Annotated in this window: 20 protein-coding genes and 1 pseudogene; 14 read left to right on the forward strand and 7 right to left on the reverse strand. The window is 61.3% G+C overall.

The window, feature by feature from the left end:
* The first annotated feature begins 13 nt into the window (after positions 1–13).
* Both AB4N98_RS10475 and AB4N98_RS10480 read left to right on the forward strand, forming a co-directional pair.
* Positions 14–961: a fimbrial protein gene (locus tag AB4N98_RS10475; RefSeq protein WP_065879494.1), complete on the forward strand. Its 948-nt coding sequence runs from the start codon at positions 14–16 to the stop codon at positions 959–961.
* A gap of 16 nt (positions 962–977) precedes the next feature.
* Complete coding sequence (locus AB4N98_RS10480) at positions 978–1,505, forward strand: fimbrial protein (protein WP_065879495.1); 528 nt, start codon at positions 978–980, stop codon at positions 1,503–1,505.
* A gap of 57 nt (positions 1,506–1,562) precedes the next feature.
* Here the strand turns inward: AB4N98_RS10480 and AB4N98_RS10485 are convergent, their stop codons facing one another.
* The 3 genes from AB4N98_RS10485 to AB4N98_RS10495 all read right to left on the reverse strand — a co-directional run bounded on the left by AB4N98_RS10485 (position 1,563) and on the right by AB4N98_RS10495 (position 3,328).
* Positions 1,563–2,513 (reverse strand): phasin family protein, encoded by a 951-nt coding sequence (locus tag AB4N98_RS10485; RefSeq protein WP_135196345.1) that lies wholly within the window; start codon positions 2,511–2,513, stop codon positions 1,563–1,565.
* Between the two features lie 12 nt (positions 2,514–2,525).
* The gene (locus AB4N98_RS10490; RefSeq protein ID WP_017526545.1) at positions 2,526–2,948 is read right to left on the reverse strand and encodes a phasin family protein; all 423 of its coding nucleotides are present in this window, start codon (positions 2,946–2,948) and stop codon (positions 2,526–2,528) included.
* A gap of 104 nt (positions 2,949–3,052) precedes the next feature.
* The gene (locus AB4N98_RS10495) at positions 3,053–3,328 is read right to left on the reverse strand and encodes a polyhydroxyalkanoic acid system family protein (protein WP_017526546.1); all 276 of its coding nucleotides are present in this window, start codon (positions 3,326–3,328) and stop codon (positions 3,053–3,055) included.
* A gap of 144 nt (positions 3,329–3,472) precedes the next feature.
* Between AB4N98_RS10495 and ubiE the strand changes: the two genes are divergently transcribed.
* The 12 genes and pseudogenes from ubiE to AB4N98_RS10555 all read left to right on the forward strand — a co-directional run bounded on the left by ubiE (position 3,473) and on the right by AB4N98_RS10555 (position 13,493).
* The gene (gene ubiE, locus AB4N98_RS10500; RefSeq protein ID WP_003171186.1) at positions 3,473–4,243 is read left to right on the forward strand and encodes a bifunctional demethylmenaquinone methyltransferase/2-methoxy-6-polyprenyl-1,4-benzoquinol methylase UbiE; all 771 of its coding nucleotides are present in this window, start codon (positions 3,473–3,475) and stop codon (positions 4,241–4,243) included.
* Positions 4,243–4,866, forward strand: coding sequence for a ubiquinone biosynthesis accessory factor UbiJ (locus tag AB4N98_RS10505; protein WP_017526548.1), 624 nt, complete (start codon positions 4,243–4,245; stop codon positions 4,864–4,866). The genes ubiE and AB4N98_RS10505 overlap by 1 nt, the downstream gene beginning before the upstream one ends.
* On the forward strand, positions 4,863–6,467 hold the full coding sequence (ubiB, locus tag AB4N98_RS10510) for a ubiquinone biosynthesis regulatory protein kinase UbiB (protein WP_460149413.1): 1,605 nt from the start codon (positions 4,863–4,865) through the stop codon (positions 6,465–6,467). The genes AB4N98_RS10505 and ubiB overlap by 4 nt, the downstream gene beginning before the upstream one ends.
* A 41-nt stretch (positions 6,468–6,508) precedes the next feature.
* Positions 6,509–6,901, forward strand: coding sequence for a phosphoribosyl-AMP cyclohydrolase (gene hisI / locus AB4N98_RS10515; RefSeq protein ID WP_017526550.1), 393 nt, complete (start codon positions 6,509–6,511; stop codon positions 6,899–6,901).
* Positions 6,902–6,903: 2 nt separating this feature from the next.
* On the forward strand, positions 6,904–7,236 hold the full coding sequence (locus tag AB4N98_RS10520) for a phosphoribosyl-ATP diphosphatase (RefSeq protein ID WP_003209299.1): 333 nt from the start codon (positions 6,904–6,906) through the stop codon (positions 7,234–7,236).
* A 25-nt stretch (positions 7,237–7,261) separates the two neighbouring features.
* Entirely contained in the window at positions 7,262–7,540 is a 279-nt protein-coding gene (locus AB4N98_RS10525) for a twin-arginine translocase TatA/TatE family subunit (protein WP_017526551.1), read from the forward strand.
* Positions 7,541–7,550: 10 nt separating this feature from the next.
* On the forward strand, positions 7,551–7,952 hold the full coding sequence (tatB, locus tag AB4N98_RS10530; protein ID WP_017526552.1) for a Sec-independent protein translocase protein TatB: 402 nt from the start codon (positions 7,551–7,553) through the stop codon (positions 7,950–7,952).
* On the forward strand, positions 7,949–8,740 hold the full coding sequence (gene tatC, locus AB4N98_RS10535) for a twin-arginine translocase subunit TatC (protein ID WP_017526553.1): 792 nt from the start codon (positions 7,949–7,951) through the stop codon (positions 8,738–8,740). Before tatB ends, tatC begins: the two co-directional genes overlap by 4 nt.
* Positions 8,737–9,444 (forward strand): 16S rRNA (uracil(1498)-N(3))-methyltransferase, encoded by a 708-nt coding sequence (locus tag AB4N98_RS10540; RefSeq protein WP_017526554.1) that lies wholly within the window; start codon positions 8,737–8,739, stop codon positions 9,442–9,444. The genes tatC and AB4N98_RS10540 overlap by 4 nt, the downstream gene beginning before the upstream one ends.
* Positions 9,445–9,537: 93 nt before the next feature.
* Positions 9,538–10,548 (forward strand): annotated as a pseudogene (locus AB4N98_RS10545) (methyl-accepting chemotaxis protein); the annotation flags it as partial.
* Between the two features lie 201 nt (positions 10,549–10,749).
* Positions 10,750–11,454 carry a methyl-accepting chemotaxis protein gene (locus AB4N98_RS10550; RefSeq protein WP_460063875.1) on the forward strand — a complete coding sequence of 235 codons (705 nt, stop codon included), beginning with the start codon at positions 10,750–10,752 and terminating at the stop codon, positions 11,452–11,454.
* A gap of 131 nt (positions 11,455–11,585) precedes the next feature.
* Positions 11,586–13,493, forward strand: a complete 1,908-nt coding sequence (locus AB4N98_RS10555; RefSeq protein ID WP_065879498.1) for a methyl-accepting chemotaxis protein — start codon at positions 11,586–11,588, stop codon at positions 13,491–13,493.
* A 36-nt stretch (positions 13,494–13,529) separates the two neighbouring features.
* Here the strand turns inward: AB4N98_RS10555 and AB4N98_RS10560 are convergent, their stop codons facing one another.
* The 4 genes from AB4N98_RS10560 to AB4N98_RS10575 all read right to left on the reverse strand — a co-directional run bounded on the left by AB4N98_RS10560 (position 13,530) and on the right by AB4N98_RS10575 (position 17,176).
* Entirely contained in the window at positions 13,530–14,264 is a 735-nt protein-coding gene (locus tag AB4N98_RS10560) for an amino acid ABC transporter ATP-binding protein (RefSeq protein WP_017526557.1), read from the reverse strand.
* Positions 14,257–15,216: an amino acid ABC transporter permease gene (locus AB4N98_RS10565; RefSeq protein WP_017526558.1), complete on the reverse strand. Its 960-nt coding sequence runs from the start codon at positions 15,214–15,216 to the stop codon at positions 14,257–14,259. The genes AB4N98_RS10560 and AB4N98_RS10565 overlap by 8 nt, the downstream gene beginning before the upstream one ends.
* 141 nt (positions 15,217–15,357) lie before the next feature.
* Positions 15,358–16,155, reverse strand: coding sequence for a transporter substrate-binding domain-containing protein (locus AB4N98_RS10570; protein WP_065879499.1), 798 nt, complete (start codon positions 16,153–16,155; stop codon positions 15,358–15,360).
* Between the two features lie 211 nt (positions 16,156–16,366).
* On the reverse strand, positions 16,367–17,176 hold the full coding sequence (locus AB4N98_RS10575; RefSeq protein ID WP_065879500.1) for a transporter substrate-binding domain-containing protein: 810 nt from the start codon (positions 17,174–17,176) through the stop codon (positions 16,367–16,369).
* Positions 17,177–17,292 lie beyond the last annotated feature (116 nt).

The raw sequence follows: 17,292 nt of genomic DNA on the forward strand, positions 1-17,292 counted from the left end.
TGCGAGGCCCAGCATGAAACACTCGATCACACTCGTTTTGACGCTATTGGGTTGTGGCGGGTCGATAGCGGCCCACGCGGCATGCGACAGCTACCCCAGCGCCACGACCCATACCCTCACGCTCGCCGCGACGATCACCGTGCCGGACAATCTTCCCGTGGGCAGCCTGATTACCCGACAGCCGTTCAGCGGGACCGCACCCGGCCTGTTTATCCGCTGCCCCACCTCTACCCAGGTAACGGTCATTGGCAAATACCCCAACTTACGAGACCCGGGCACGCTCACCTATCTCACCGAAGTGCCAGGCATCGGCCTGCGCATCTTCATGAAAGACGCACGCGGAGTGACTACGGCCTTTGCCATACACAATCAAGCGGCCTTCGCGAACGAGGGAACCTGGGTAACCCTCACCAATGCGGAGGCGGCGTTCTACAAAATCGGACCGACGCCCGCCGGGGTCATGAACAGCGGTGAGATCTTCAGGTACTACTGGCATACGGAGCCGAACATGATCCTGCGGCTCGGCAACTCGGTACGTTTCGTCAGCCCCGTGGCCACCTGCGACTTGGCGGCCGGTGACGTCAACCGCACGGTTTCCCTTGACCCGGTGCAAGTCAGCGCCTTTCAACATGCGCTGTACACCGGTGCGCGCGAGTTTGAGTTAACGGCCCACTGCAGCAATGCCGCCACTGTGACCTTCAGTTTTTCCGGCACCCCCGCGCCAGGCGATGACCGGCTCTTTGCCAATACAGGCACGGCCGGCGGCGTTGCGCTATGGCTGTACTCGCGCGTGGGTGGGAGAACCCAGAATATCCTCGCGAACGGCACCGAAAACACACGCACGGTAGCGGTCTCCGGCAATCGAGCGGTGTTGCCGCTCGGCGCGGCTTATCACCGAAACGGCACGGTCAGCCAAGGTACCCTCGCCAGCACCGCTACCGTCACCATCACCTACAACTGAACCCCGAGAACGACCCATGAGCTTCCTTAAACTGCCCCTGCTGCTGGCAATCAATGTGAGCCTGGCGAGCCAAACGGTGCTCGCCGCCACCACGGGTACGCTGACCTTTGCCGGTCAGGTCAACGGTGGCACCTGTGACCTCAGCGCCGGCGACGTGAACCGCACCATCACCTTGCCGGCCATCAAAATTTCGGACTTTGACGCAAGCCCAAGTGCGGGTTCGCTTGATTTCGAGGTCTCCGCCGATTGCGAGTCGGACATACGCACGGTGGTTTTCCAATTCGCCGGCACGCCCGCGCACGAGAACCCCATTCTGTTTTCCAATACGGGCACCTCGAGCGGTACCGCGTTGTGGCTGATACACCGGGCCTCTCCCTTGTATGCCATCCCTGCCAACGGCACGGAGGCTCAGCGCAGCCGTACCGTGACCACGAGCGGTAACAAAGCTGTGCTGCCACTCAGTGCGGCCTACTATAAAACCGGCGCAGCGGTCACCCAGGGCACCCTGGCCAGCGCCGTCACCGTGTCGATTACCTACAATTGAGCACGCAAAAAAATGCCCGGACTTCACAGGCCGGGCATTTTTATATCCTGGAAAAAATCAGGACTGACTGGAGGACGTCGGCGTAACCGGCGTTGCAGTAGGAGCCGTAGCCGCGTGCGTCGGCGCGGAGACCGAGTTGGCCGTGGAAACGGCAGGGGTGGCAGGCTTGGCCGCGACAGCCGGCTTGGGCGCTGCTGGTTTTTTCGCGGCCACAGGCTTCTTCGCGGCAGCGGGTTTTGCCGCTGGCTTGGCGGCGGCAGGTTTGGCGGCAACCGCTTTAGCCGCAGGTTTGGCGGCAGGTTTTGCAACCGCCTTGGCCGCAGGTTTTGCAGCGGCTTTAGCGGCGGGTTTCGCGGCCGGCTTGGCAGCTGGTTTAGCGGCGGGCTTGGCAGCCGCTTTTGCAGCGACTGGCTTAGCGGCCGGTTTTGCCGCAGGCTTGGCTGCCGCGGTTTTGGCCGCGGGTTTGGCGGCGGCCTTCGCGGGTGCCTTGGCCGCTGGTTTGGCCGCAGCTTTTACCAGGGGTTTGGCGGCGGCTTTAGCGGCCGGCTTGGCGGCAGCCGTTTTAGCGGCAGGCTTAGCCGCGGCGGTTTTCACTGGAGCCACTTTGGCGCCGGTGAGTTTTTCGATTTGCTTGGTCAGGGTATCGACCTTACTGTGCAGCGCCTTCAGTTCAGCTTTGCTGGGAACGCCCAAGCGTGAAATGGCACTGTTAAGGCGCTTGTCCAACGCCCCTTCGAGTTCGCCCCAAGTCCCCAATACCTGTTTCTTCGCATCGCTGATGCGTGAACCGGCGGTCGCTTTAGCAGCACCCACTTGTTTACCCACTGCGCTCTTGGTCAACTTCTCGGCCTTTTCGCCGTCTTTAACCAAAGTCTCGAAGAGTTTGCTGCCGTCACTGTCGATCTTCGAGTACACGCCTAAACCAGCGAGCCAGATTTTGCGGGAATATTCTTCAACTTTCCCGACCCACGAGCTGCCTTCTTTCTGAGTAGTCTTTTTAACAGCCATCCCGATGTCTCCTTAGTGTTTACGCGCGACACGTTCGAGCAATGCCGTCAGCTCTTCGAGCTTAGCAGAGAGTGTCTCCACGTCATGTTTAGACGCAATGCCGATTCGATTCAAGGCACTTGCAACGCGAGTATCAAAAGCTTTTTCAACTTTATCCAGCTGAACTTCTACCAGACCTTTGACAACGGAGACATTACTCTTGACTTGGTCAATCTGACTGTTGGCGGCATCAAGTTGTTCAACGGCAACTTTTTTACCTTTACTTTCAACATGTTGACCACTCTTAACGAGCTCTTTGAAGTACTCGCCGCCCTCGCTGCCGACCTTGGCATAGGCACCAAGACCCGCCAGCCAGATCTTGCGTGCGTAGGTTTTAACGTCAGTCAGGGCGCCGGTTTGTACGTCGATTTTTTTCTTCAGGATAACTTTGGCCATGGTGCACCTCACGCAGGATAGGGTGGAGGAACGGCCCGCAGGAGTTGAGGGCGTGGGCACAAAGTAGGGTTAAAAATTAGAATCGGCACCCTAAGAACACGCGCTCAGGCCAATGCCTTATCCAGGGCTTTCTCGATTTCGGACTTGATAGTGCCGCTCATGGCCGACATCAACAGGCCCAGTTCCACATCGATGCGCAGAGAATCATCGGCCACTAATACTGTGCCTTTCACCCCGGAGCGCTTGAGGTTCAAGGTATCGCCAGACCACGACGGCTCCAGGCCATATTGCTCCTTGAGTTTGAGCGCCAACTTCTCGGCCTTCGCTCGCGCCCCTTCTTTACCCAGGGCATGTGCCCGCTCAACGGTTATACGGGCCATCGCGATGATTCCTCTTTATAGGGATTTGAATACCTTCGATGCGGCAAAAGGTCTCGGTGGGTAGCTATCTTACCTGCAGCCTTGCCAAGACAAAGCAGGCCTTGGGGATTATCATGTCCCGCATTCTCTTTTGGTGACAGCGATATGACTGATCAGCGCAAAGGCAGCGATGCCGAACCCACCACTCACTTCGGCTTCAAGAACGTCCCGGAAAGCCAAAAAGCGGAAAAAGTCGCTGAGGTGTTCCACTCAGTCGCCGCCAAGTACGACCTGATGAATGACGTGCTTTCCGGCGGCATGCACCGCCTGTGGAAGCGGTTCACCATCGAGTTGTCGGGCGTGCGCACTGGCAACCGCGTGCTCGACATCGCCGGCGGCACGGGCGACCTGGCGGCCAAGTTCTCCAAGCTCGTCGGCCCCACCGGCCAGGTGGTGCTGGCGGACATCAACGGTTCGATGCTCAAGGTCGGCCGCGACCGCCTGCTCGACAAAGGCGTCGCCGGCAATATCGAGTTCGTCCAGGCCGATGCCGAAAAGCTGCCGTTCCCCGACAACCATTTCGACTGCGTGACCATCGCCTTCGGCCTGCGTAACGTCACCCACAAGGAGGACGCGATCCGCTCGATGCTGCGCGTGCTCAAGCCGGGTGGGCGCCTGTTGGTGCTGGAGTTCTCCAAGCCGACCAACGCGCTGATGTCCAAGGTCTACGACACCTACTCCTTCGCGTTCATGCCGTTGATGGGCAAGCTGATCACCAATGACGCCGAGAGCTATCGCTACCTGGCCGAGTCGATCCGCATGCACCCCGACCAGGAAACCCTGAAGTCGATGATGGTAGAAGCCGGTTTTGACCGTGTGACCTACCACAACATGACTTCCGGCATCGTCGCCCTGCACCGCGGTATCAAGCCCTGATGCTGCTGCAAGGCCTGCTCGCCAGCGTCGAACACGGCCTTAACCGTGTGCTGCGCCTGGACAGTACCGCCCTGGCTCGGCTCGCGCATCTGAACGGCAAGATCATCGCCGTCGACTGCACGAGCCCCGCCTTGCAGCTGTTTATCCTGCCCAGCGATGAAGGCCTGTTGCTAGCCAGCCACTGGGCCGCCGACGCCGACTGCACCCTGCGCGCGCCGGCGTCGAGCCTGCTGCACCTGGCGCTGAGTCGCAACAAGACCGCCATCCTGCATAGCGCCGAAGTGGCACTGGAAGGCGACAGCTCGGTGCTGATGGACCTCGCCGCCGTGCTGCAAGACCTGGAGCTGGATTGGGAATACGAGCTGTCACGCTGGATCGGCCCCGTCGCCACCCACTTGATCAGCGGGCACCTGCGCAGCCGCTCGCGCTGGTACCAGCAAGGGTTCGCCAGCCTCAACCAGAACCTCGCCGAATACCTGAGCGAAGAATCGCGCACCCTGGTCGGGCAGCGGGAAGCGCAAGCGCGCTTTCGCGAACTCGACAAGGCCAAAATCGACCTGGAACGCCTTGAGGCGCGCTTCGAGCGCCTGAGCCGTTCCCTTGATCCAAGCGATAACGCATGAAGCTGCTCGCCGTCCGCCGTTTGTTTCGTATCCAGCGCGTCGTAATCCGCTACCGTCTCGATGACCTGCTGTTCGCCCTGCCCCTGCCGTGGTTCCTGCTGGCGGTGCGCTACGTGCTGCCGTGGCGCTGGTTCCCGCGCAAACAGCTGGAGCTGAGCCGTGGCGCGCGCCTGCGCCTGGCGTTGCAGGACCTGGGGCCGATCTTTATCAAGTTCGGGCAGATCCTCTCCACGCGTCGCGATCTGCTGCCCGAAGACATCGCCGATGAGCTGATGCTGCTGCAGGACCGCGTACCGCCGTTCGATTCCAAGCAGTCGATGGCGTTGATCGAGGCACAACTGGGCAAGCCGATCAGCGACGTGTTCAGCCGCTTCGATGTCGAGCCGCTGGCCTCGGCCTCGGTGGCGCAAGTGCACGCCGCGCAGCTCAAGAACGGTGAAGAAGTGGTGGTGAAAGTGATCCGCCCCGGCCTCAAGCCGATCATCGGCCAGGACCTGGCATGGCTGTTCATCCTCGCCCGCGCCGCCGAACGTTTCAGCGCCGATGCTCGCCTGCTGCACCCGGTGGACGTGGTCGCCGACTACGAAAAAACCATCTACGACGAACTCGACCTGCTACGCGAAGCCGCCAACGCCAGCCAGCTCAAGCGCAACTTCGAAGGCTCACCGCTGCTCTACGTGCCGCAGGTGTATTGGGACTGGTGCCGCCCCAAGGTGCTGGTGATGGAGCGCATCTACGGCGTGCAGGTCACCGACCTCGCCACCCTGGCCGACCAGCGCACCGACATGAAGATGCTCGCCGAGCGCGGCGTGGAGATCTTCTTCACCCAGGTATTTCGCGACAGTTTCTTCCACGCCGACATGCACCCAGGCAACATTTTCGTCAGCACCGTCAACCCGTGGAGCCCGCAGTACATCGCGATCGACTGCGGCATCGTCGGCAGCCTCACCCCGGAAGACCAGGACTACCTGGCGCGTAACCTGTTTGCCTTCTTCAAGCGCGACTATCGCCGCGTGGCGCAGTTGCACATCGATTCCGGCTGGGTGCCGGCGGAGACCAAACTCAACGAATTCGAAGCGGCGATCCGTACGGTGTGCGAACCGATCTTCGAAAAACCGTTAAAAGATATTTCGTTCGGTCAGGTGTTGATGCGCCTGTTCCAGACCGCGCGGCGCTTCAACATGGAAGTGCAACCGCAGTTGGTCTTGCTGCAAAAAACCTTGCTCAACATCGAGGGCCTGGGCCGCCAGTTGTACCCGGATCTAGACCTGTGGAACACCGCCCAGCCGTTCCTGGAACGCTGGATGCGCGAGCGCATGAGCCCCAAGACTGTGCTGGGCAACCTGCACAGCCAGATGGAACAACTGCCGCACCTGGCCAACATGACCCGCGACCTGTTGGAGCGCATGTCCCAACCCCACGCCAAGGACCCGGAGCCGCCGTGGCGCAAGCGCAAGGACGACTGGTTCCTGCGCCTGCTCGGCGCCGCGCACCTGGTGGGCGGGGTCATGCTGGCGATTGGCGGCCCGTTGAATCAGTTGGGCCATTGGCCGGCCGGCATCATGGTCGCCGTGGGCGTTTATCTGATCGTGCGTCGATAGCCGATCCGGTTATACACTGTTGCAAATTGCCGGAGCCGAACATGAAAGACTGGCTGGACGAGATCAAATGGGACAGTGACGGCCTGGTGCCGGCCATCGCCCAGGACTACAAGACCGGGCGCGTGCTGATGATGGCCTGGATGAACCGCGAGGCCCTGAGCCTCACCGCCACTGAGCAGCGCGCCATTTACTGGTCACGTTCGCGTGGCAAACTGTGGCGCAAGGGCGAAGAGTCCGGACATGTGCAGACCCTGCATGAGATACGCCTGGACTGCGACGCCGACGTGGTAATCCTCAAGGTCGAGCAGATCGGCGGCATCGCTTGCCACACCGGCCGTCACAGCTGCTTCTATCGCGTGTTCGAGAACGGCGAGTGGAAGGTTGTAGAACCGGTGCTCAAAGACCCGCACGCCATTTATTCCGCAGGACACTGACCATGAGCGATACCCTGAACCGCGTGGCCCAGGTACTGGAAGACCGCAAAGGCGCGGACGCCGACAGCTCCTACGTCGCCAGCCTGTACCACAAGGGCCTGAACAAGATCCTGGAAAAGCTCGGCGAAGAATCCGTCGAGACCATCATTGCCGCCAAGGACGCGCAAATCAGCGGCGACTGCAGTGATGTGATCTACGAAACCGCCGACCTGTGGTTTCACAGCCTGGTCATGCTCGCCCAACTGGGGCAGCATCCGCAGGCCGTACTGGATGAACTGGACCGTCGCTTCGGCTTGTCCGGGCACGCTGAGAAGGCCTCGCGTCCGTCCGCCTGAATAATTTTTATCGAGGATTTGCAGCATGGGCATTTTTGACTGGAAACACTGGATCGTCATTCTGGTAGTGGTGGTACTGGTGTTCGGCACCAAGAAACTCAAAAACCTGGGCACCGATGTCGGCGAGTCGATCAAGGGCTTTCGTAAAGCCATGAACGACGACGAAAAACCCGCCGACCCTGCGGCCAATCCCGTACCGCCGGCCCAGCCTGCACACCCGCAGGCCAGCCAGCCGATCACCGAGCGTCGTACCTTCGACGTGCAGGCTGAGAAAGTCGAAGAGCCGACCCGCAAAGACTCGTGAGCACTGACTAATGTTTGGTATCAGCTTCTCTGAACTGCTGCTCGTCGGCCTCGTGGCCCTGCTGGTACTGGGGCCGGAACGCCTGCCCGGTGCCGCGCGCACCGCCGGCCTGTGGATCGGGCGCCTGAAACGCAGTTTCAACGCGATCAAACAGGAAGTTGAACGGGAAATCGGCGCCGACGAGATCCGCCGGCAACTGCATAACGAACATATCCTGTCGTTGGAGCAGGAGGCACGCAAGATTCTCTCGCCGGTGCAGGAGCCGGCCAAGCCGGTGGAGCCTGTGCCTGAGCAGGCCGCCCCGCACGTCGTCGACGCCACGCCAGCCGCGCCCCACCCCAACGAGCCTGCGCCGACGCCCGTTGCGTCGCCCGCCCCCCATGACCCAACATTGCCGCCGCGAGCCCCATGAGCGCTGATAAACCGGAAAACGACCAGCACATGCCGCTGGTCTCGCACCTCACCGAGCTGCGTACCCGCCTGCTGCGTTGCGTAGCGGCCATCTTCATCATCTTTGCCGGGCTGTTCGCCTTTACCCAGCAGATCTACACCTTCGTCTCCACGCCACTGCGCCAGTATCTGCCGGCCGGCGCGACGATGATCGCCACCGACGTCTCATCACCGTTCCTCACACCGTTGAAGCTGACGATGATGGTCTCGCTGTTCCTGGCGATCCCGGTGATCCTGCATCAGATCTGGGGCTTTATCGCGCCGGGCCTGTACAAGCACGAGAAACGCATTGCGGTCCCGTTGCTGGTGTCGAGCATCCTGCTGTTCTACACCGGCATGGCGTTCGCCTACTTCCTGGTGTTCCCGTTGATCTTCAAGTTCTTCGCCGCCGCCACCCCGGCCGGCGTGGAGATGATGACCGACATCACCAGCTACCTCGACTTTGTGATGACGCTGTTCTTCGCCTTTGGCGTGGCCTTCGAGATCCCGGTGGCCGTGGTGCTGCTGGTGTGGATCGGCGTGGTCAACGTGCAGTACCTGAAGAAGATCCGCCCGTATGTGATCATCGGCTGCTTCGTAGTCGGCATGATCCTGACCCCGCCGGACATTTTCTCCCAGACCCTGCTGGCCGTGCCGATGTGGATGCTGTTCGAGATCGGCATTCTGTTCAGCGGCCTGATCAGCAAGCGCGGCGAACACCCGGATGACAGACCCGCCGACGACGACCAGCCGCCAGCGACCCAGCCGTGAACCTGCTGCTACTGGAAGAGGCCGACTTTATAGCGGCCGACCGCGTGGTGCTGCGTGATCGGCGCCTGGTGCATATGCAGGAAGTCCACCGCGCCGCCGTAGGCGACAACCTGCGGGTTGGGCGCATGGGTGGCTTGATGGGCAATGCACACTTGCTGCGCCTGGAAGCCAGCGAAGCCGAGCTGCAGGTGAGCTTCGACCAGCCGCCCCCGGCCAAACTGCCGCTGACCCTGTTGCTGGCCCTGCCGCGCCCGAAAATGCTGCGTCGTGTGCTGCAAACCGTGGCGGCGATGGGCGTGCCGAAGGTGGTGCTGGTCAACAGCTACCGGGTGGAAAAAAGCTTCTGGCAAACTCCGTTTCTGGAACCCGAGGCGGTTCGCGAACAACTGATCCTCGGCCTGGAACAGGCGCGGGACACGGTGCTGCCCGAGATCATCATCGAGAAGCGCTTCAAGCCATTCGTCGAAGACCGCCTGCCGGCGATGACGCAAGGCACCCGGGGCCTGGTCGGCCACCCCGGCGACTACCCACCCTGCCCGCGTGGCCTGGATGAACCGGTCACATTGGCCATCGGCCCCGAAGGCGGCTGGATCCCCTACGAAGTCGACCTGCTGACCAAGGCCGGCCTGCAACCGGTGCAGCTCGGCGCACGCATCCTGCGGGTTGAAACCGCCGTGACCGCGTTGCTCGCCCGACTGTTCTAACCACAGCACAGATCCGATGTGGCTATAGATTCCTGCGCTCATGCCGATAACCCCTGCAATAAGTCCAAGCCGTGCTCCAGGGGAGTTTGCAACATGTACCGTGCGTTAGCCGAAAAGCTGGGTAATGTCAGCGTCAAGACCAAGCTGGGCGTGGGCTTTGGCCTGGTATTGCTGTTGACGCTGATCACGACGTTCACCGGCTGGACCGGGCTCTCCGGGGTGATCAGCCGTGGCGACAAGCTGGGTTATATCGCCAGCCTCAACGACCTGACCAAGGACCTGCGCATCGCGCGCCTGGACTTCGAAATGCGTCGCGGCGAGCAGGGCCCGACAGCGGTCAATGGCTTCCTTGGCCAACTGGAAAGCGGCTTGAAAACCGCGCGCACATTGATCGAGCAACCCGCCGACATCGTCTTGATCGACGACCAACTCGCTGCCGTCGACCAATACAAACGCGCCTTCGACGCCATGGTCCAGGCCGGGGCCAACCGCGAAAACGCCCGCAGCAAACTGGGCGACACTGCCGACAACGCGGTAATCAAGGTCGGCGAAGTGGAAAAAACCCTGTTGCAGGGCGACAGTGTCAGCCAGTTCAACAGCATCGTCGGCCTGAGCAAACTGATCCAACAGGCGCGTTTCCAAGTGCGCGGCTACACCTACAGCGGCAAGGTCGAGGCGGAACAGCCCGCGCTGGACGCCATCGACAACGCCTTGAAGAAAGCCACTGAGCTGACCGGCCAACTGCCTGAACAATTTTCGACCAACCTGCAACAGGCCGGCGTTTCGCTGCAAGCCTACCGCGCAGCGGTCAGCCAGTACCGCGACTCTCAGGTGGCGAGCGCCGCCGCACTGAAAATCATGAGCGCCCAGGGCGATGTCCTGCTGGATCGCAGCAACAAACTCACCGTTTCGCAGACCGTGGTCCGCGACAACGACGCCGCACAAGCCAAACAACTGCTGGCGCTGGCCACCACCCTGGCGTTGATCTTCGGCCTGGTTGCCGCATGGGCCATCACCCGCCAGATCATCATTCCGCTGAACCAGACCCTGCAAGTGGCCGAACGCGTCGCCTCGGGCGACCTGAGCCACAACCTGAACTCGCTGCGCCAGGACGAACTGGGCCAACTGCAACGGGCCATGCAAAGCATGACCCTGGGCCTGCGGGAACTGATCGGTGGTATCAGCGATGGCGTCACCCAGATCGCCAGCGCCGCCGAGCAGCTGTCGTCCGTGACCGAACAGACCAGCGCCGGGGTCAACAGCCAGAAGATCGAGACCGATCAGGTCGCCACCGCCATGAACGAAATGGCTGCGACCGTACAGGAAGTGGCACGCAACGCCGAAGAGGCCTCGGAAGCCGCCGTCGCGGCGGACCAGCAGGCTCGCGAGGGCGACAAAGTGGTCGGCGAAGCCATCGCCCAGATCGAGCGCCTGGCCACTGAAGTCGGTAATTCCACGGTTGCCATGGCCGACCTGAAGCAGGAAAGCGACAAGATCGGCAGCGTACTCGACGTGATCAAATCCGTGGCCCAGCAAACCAACCTGCTGGCCCTCAACGCGGCCATCGAAGCCGCGCGAGCCGGTGAAGCCGGGCGCGGTTTCGCCGTAGTGGCCGACGAAGTACGCAGCCTGGCCCAGCGTACCCAGAAGTCCACCGAAGAGATCGAAGAGCTGATTGTCGGCCTGCAGAGCGGCACCCAGCAGGTGGCGACCATCATGGACAACAGCCGCAGCCTCACCGACAGTAGCGTCGAGTTGACCCGCCGCGCCGGCAGCGCCCTGGAAAACATCACCCGTACCGTCTCGACCATCCAGGCGATGAACTCGCAGATCGCCACCGCCGCCGAACAGCAAAGCGCCGTGGCGGAAGAGATCAACCGGAGCGTGCTGAACGTGCGCGATGTGTCGGAACAAACCTCGTCGGCCAGCGAAGAGACCGCCGCATCCAGCGCCGAACTGGCGCGCCTGGGTGTCTACCTGCAAACCCTGGTCGGTCGCTTCCGCATCTGACCGACGCTGCGCGGCGGCCGATCAAGGCCGCCGCACATTGCGAAAGTTCCTACGCAGTTATCAGCCCGCGATCACCCCGAATCGATTTAGCGTTTCTGCTCGAAGCGCTTTTTCAGATTAGGAGGTGCAGCATGTTTGCTCGACTGACCCGCTTACTGGCCAACGCCAGCATTCGTCTCAAACTCGCCCTGGGCTTTGGCCAAGTGCTGATGCTGAGCCTGATCATCGCCATGACCGGCTGGCAGGCCCTCAATGCTGTGCTTGCTCGATCAGCCAAGCTCTCGACGCTGGGGCAGCTGGCGGTTGCGGCCGAAACCATGCGTGCCGACTGCATTGTGTATCGCACCCTGACGGACACCAGCAGCCTGGGAAAAATCGGCGTAGAGATTGAAAAGATCGAACAGCATCTGGCCGTCCTCTCAAGCCGCATGGGAGACCCGGCCGACCAGCAACGCCTGGAGCAAGCCACCCGTTTGGTGACGGGTTTCAAAGCGGCTCTTGCCGAGTTGCCGACTTTGATCGAACGTCGTGAGCGCGCGCGCAGCCCCCTGCAAAACAGTGCGCTTCAGGCCAGCGACACCCTGGCCCAGTTCGCCAGTGACCTGCCCGACCAGGAAGACCAGAAAGCCCTGGATGCGATCGAAGACCTGCGCCAAGCGATGGCACTTGCCGACGACGGCACGCAAAAACCCGCGTGGGCGGCCGAGTCACTGCAAGCCTATGCCGAAGCCGTCGGCAAGGCGCTCGACGCCCTGGAGGTCGCACAGTCGGCCGTCATGGACCTGCCCGTCGATTCCGCCCAGCTCAAAGCCGACCTGGCGACCTACCGCGAGCAATTGGTGGCGCTCAAAGACGCTCAGTTCAACACCGAGACGATGCAAAACCGACTCGAACAGCACGTCGACCAGTTGCTGGAGCAAAGCGACCTACTGAGTCAGGCGCAAATCTTCAAACGTGACCGCGAGGCCAGCCAAACGCGCACTCTGCTGATCAGTGTCACCCTCGCCTGCGTAGTGCTCGGCGCCCTGACCGCCGGGTGGATCGGCCGCCAGATTGCGCTGCCGTTGCGCCAGGTGCTGGCGGTTGCCGGCCGTATCGCCAAGGGCGATCTCAGCCATGACGTGAAGGTGGAACGTCGGGATGAGGTGGGCCAGTTGCAACACAGCATCAGCCTGATGACGCGCAATTTGCGCGACCTGATCAGCGGCATCGGGGACAGCGCTGGGCAAATCGCCAGTGCCGCCGGGCAACTCACGGCCGTGACCGAACAGACCCGCGACGGGGCCAACAACCAGAAAGACGAAACCGATCAGGTCGCCACGGCCATGAATGAAATGCTCGCCACCGCCCACGAAGTCGCCCGGCACGCCGAACAAGCGTCGTTGGCGGCGAATGAGGCAGACCAGCAGGCCAGCGCCGCAGACAAGGTGGTCGCATTGGCCATTGAACAGATTGGTAACCTGGCCAGCGAAATGACCCTGTCGGGCCGGGCCATGCTGACGCTGCAGCAAGAGAGCAAAAAAATCGGCAGCGTGCTGGACGTGATCAAATCCGTGTCCCAGCAGACCAACTTGCTGGCGCTGAACGCCGCCATTGAAGCCGCACGCGCAGGCAGCGCCGGCGAAGGCTTTGCCGTGGTGGCCGACGAAGTGCGCAGCCTGGCCCAGCGCACTCAGGAGTCAGCCGAAGAAATCGAGGCGTTGATTCTGGGCCTGAATAAAGGCACCCAACAGGTGGCAGACATCATGGACAGCAGCGGCAACCTGACCGACTACAGCGTCAGCCTGACCCGCGACGCCGGCGAGGCGCTGGCGGCCATTACTCGCACGGTGTCGGTCATCCAGGAAATGAACCCGCAGATCGCCGCCGCCGCCGAACAGCAGAGCGCCGTGGTCGAAGAGATCAATCGCAGCGTGTTGAAGGTACGGGATGTGTCTGAACAAACCGCCGCCGCCAGTGAGGAGACGGCGGCGGCCAGTGTTCAACTGACAAGGCTGAGCCTGGATCTACAAACGCTGGTCGGTAAATTCAGGCTATGAGGTTTACCCCATGACCCCTTACTCAGGACCTTGGTGTTACAGGACCTGACGCAGGAACGCCTGGGCACGCGGGTCTTTCGGGCTGTCGAAGAATTCGGCCGGGGCGGCGTCTTCCAGCAACTTGCCATGGTCGAAGAACAGCACCCGGTCGGCCACTTCACGGGCAAAGCCCATTTCGTGGGTGACGCACACCATGGTCATGCCTTCCAGGGCCAGGGTCTTCATCACGTCGAGTACTTCGCCGACCATTTCCGGGTCGAGGGCCGAGGTGGGCTCGTCGAACAGCATCACCTTGGGCTCCATCGCCAGGGCGCGGGCAATCGCCACACGCTGTTGCTGGCCGCCGGACAGCCGCGAGGGGAACTCGTTGGCCTTCTGCGCAATGCCGACTTTTTCCAGCAGCGCCAGGGCCTTGGTTTCGCGCTCTTTCTTGCCGCGCTTGCGCACCACTTTTTGCGCCAGGCACAGGTTTTCCAGCACGGTCATATGGGGGAACAGGTTGAAGTGCTGGAACACCATGCCGACTTCGCGGCGATAGGCGTTCACGTCGGTTTTCGGATCAGCCAGTTGCAGACCGTCGATGCTCACCGAGCCGGAGTCGAACTCCTCCAGGCCATTGAGGCAGCGCAGGAACGTGGATTTACCCGAGCCGGACGGCCCGATCACCACCAGCACCTCACCCTTGGCCACCTGAGTGGTGACGTGGTCCACCGCGCGCACCACCTGGCCACGGGTGTCGAAGACTTTTACCAGATCGCGGACTTCAATCACTTTGGGCGAGCCTCCGCTCAAGCCGGCTGGCCATTTTCGACAGCGGCAGGTTGATCAGCAGGTACAGGCCTGCAACGCAGAACAGGATTTCAAACGGCGAGAACGAGGTGGTGATCACCTCGCGGCCGCTCTTGAGCAATTCGGTAATTGCGATCACCGACACCAGCGAGGTGTCTTTCACCAGGCTGATAAATTGCCCGGCCAGGGGCGGCAGCACGCGCTTGAATGCCTGCGGCAGCACCACATGGCGCATCGACTGGCCGGCACTCAGGCCCAGGGAACGCGCGGCTTCGTTCTGGCCACGGGTGATGGACTGCACGCCGGCGCGGACGATTTCCGCCACGTAGGCGCCGGTGAACAGCGACAGCGCGGCGATCCCGGCGAATTCCCGGGACAGGTTGAGCACCGTGCCGATAAAGAAATAGAAAATGAAGATCTGCACCAATAACGGCGTGCCGCGCACAAGTTCGACGTAGATTGTCGACAGATCGCGCAGGGTCGGGTTGCTGGACAGCCGGCACAGCCCGGTGGCCAGGCCAATCGCCAGGCCCAGGACGCCGGACACCACCGACAGCCACAGCGTGGTCCACAAGCCCCACATCAGCGGGCCCAATGCCCAATGGCGGTTCACACCGATGACATCGCCCTCGGCCACGTCATCGCCGCGCGCCACTTGCAGGCTGTTGTCGGCAACCATCACTCGTTGTTCGGTACCGGCGTCGTTGCGCAGGGTCACTTCGGCAACGTCGCCTTTGCGGACCAACTCGATGACGGTGGAGATATCCGCCGCCCGCTGAGCCTCTTCGGCCTGATAGGCGAAGTACTGCGGCACACGGTTCCAGCGCCATTCGTAGGACATCAGCGAGGTGGCGTAATACAAGGCGCCCGCCAGGCCAACCAGCACGACCACGGTCAGCAGGTGCCAGGGCCATTGGGCTTTTTTCTGTTTCATTTCAGGTTCCGGGATTGGTGTCGCCTGTGAGGCCGCTTGCGCGAGCAAGCCCGCTCCCACACTTGACCGAGTTCCAACATGAGAATGCGGTCGAATGTGAGAGCGGGCTTGCTCGCGAAGGGCGCGCCTCGGTCTAAAGCCTTATTCCATGTCCTTGAGCCACTCGGAGCTCTTGAACCACTTGTCATGGATGCGATCGTAGGTGCCGTCATTCTTGATCTGGTGCAGGAAGTTATTGATGAAGTTGACGCTGTCGTAGTCGCCCTTCTTCAGGCCAAAGGCCAATGGCTCAAACGTGAAGGGTTCGTCGAGGAACACCAGCTTGCCGTTACCCACCTTCTTCTCGGCCACCACGTTGTACGGTGCGTCGTAGACAAACGCGTCAGCCTTGCCGTTGACCACGTCCAGCACGCCTTCCTGCTCATTGTCATAGCCGTGGTACTTGGCTTTGGCGATCAACTTCTTGGCGACCATCTCACCGGTGGTGCCCAGCTTGGAGGTCAGGCGGTATTTCTCGTCGTTGAGGTCTTTGTAGGACTTGATGGTGCCTTCCAACTCTTTGCGGATCAGCAGGGTCTGGCCGACCACGATGAAGGGTTCGCTGAAATTCAGGCGCAGGTTGCGTTCCTGGGTCAGGGTCATGCCGCTGCCGATCATGTCGAACTTGCCGGTCAGGAAGGCCGGGATGATGCCGTCATAACCGGTGGACACCAGCTCCAGCTTGACGCCCATGGACTTGGCCATGGCCTTGAGGATGTCGACTTCAAAACCGATGATGTCACCGCGCTTGTCTGTCATTTCGAACGGCATGTAGGTCGGGTCCATGCCGACTTTCAATGTGCCGCGCTTGACCGCATCGTCGATGGCACCGGCCTGCGCCGCGTTGACCGCCATCAGCGCGGTGATGCCTAGCAGCAGCATCGAAAGATACTTTTTCATCATCAAATCCCCTGAACGTTTCTTATAAGATCGGCGCGCAAAAGGGCCGCACCCAGTCGGGGTGCGATGCTAACCCACTCGCTGTCTGCCACAAAGGTTTCACGGGTAATTGTTGTCGGCATATGTCGCAAAAGCCCCACAAGGGTGCAGCCAAGCGCACGAGGTAGACACCTGCCCGTATCGCGTCGGTATCGGACGGTTATGTAAGCAGTTATGACTTCGAGTCGATTTCGCCGAGCCAGGCGGTGTCCTTGAACCACTTGTCATGCAGCCGATCGTAGGTGCCGTCCTGGGCCACTTGGTTGAGGAAATGGTTGATCCAGTTGAGGCTGTCGAAATCACCTTTTTTCACGCCAAACGCCAAGGGTTCGAAGGTGAAAGGTTGCTCCAGTAAAAGCAGCGCGCTGTTTTCCGGGCGGCTCAGGGCGATCAGGTTGTAGGGCGCATCGTGAACAAACGCATCAGCCGCACCGATCACAACCTGGCGCACGCCTTCTTCCGGCGTCGCAAAGCTGCTCACCCGCGCCGCGCCCAGAAAGCGCTGCGCCGCGGACTCGCCGGTGGTGCCTTCGGTGGCAGCGATCCGGTAGCTGGCATCGTCGAGGTCTTCAACACTGGCAACTTTGCCGAGCAGGCCGGGGCGCAACAGCACGGTCTGGCCCACCACGATGAAGGAGTCACTGAAGTTCAGCGCCAGGTTGCGCTCCTGGGTAACCGTCATGCCGCTGCCGATCAGGTCGAAGTGCTTGGCCTGCAGGCCCTTTATCAGCTCGGTGTAGGGCACCGAGACCAGTTCCAGCTCCACGCCAAGGGCCTGGCTCATCACCTTGAGCAGGTCGATTTCAAAGCCGACGATGCGCCCCTGCTTATCGGTCATTTCGAAGGGGACATAGGTGGGTGTGGTGCCCACTTTGAGCACCCCGCGCCGCACCGCGTCATCGATGGCACCGGCCAGCGCCTGGCCAGTGTGAATTAATGCAACAGCGCCAAGCAGCAAGGCCGAACAATACCTTTTGATCATGGATCCCCCTGTGACCGAGTCAATTTTGGGGGGCGATCCTACCCCAGCCGCACGCAGGCAAATACGCCTCGAACGAGGGTCTTTTGTTTCGAAATAACAGAGGGTCAGAACGACAA

This window comes from Pseudomonas sp. S3_E10 (assembly GCF_054667615.1).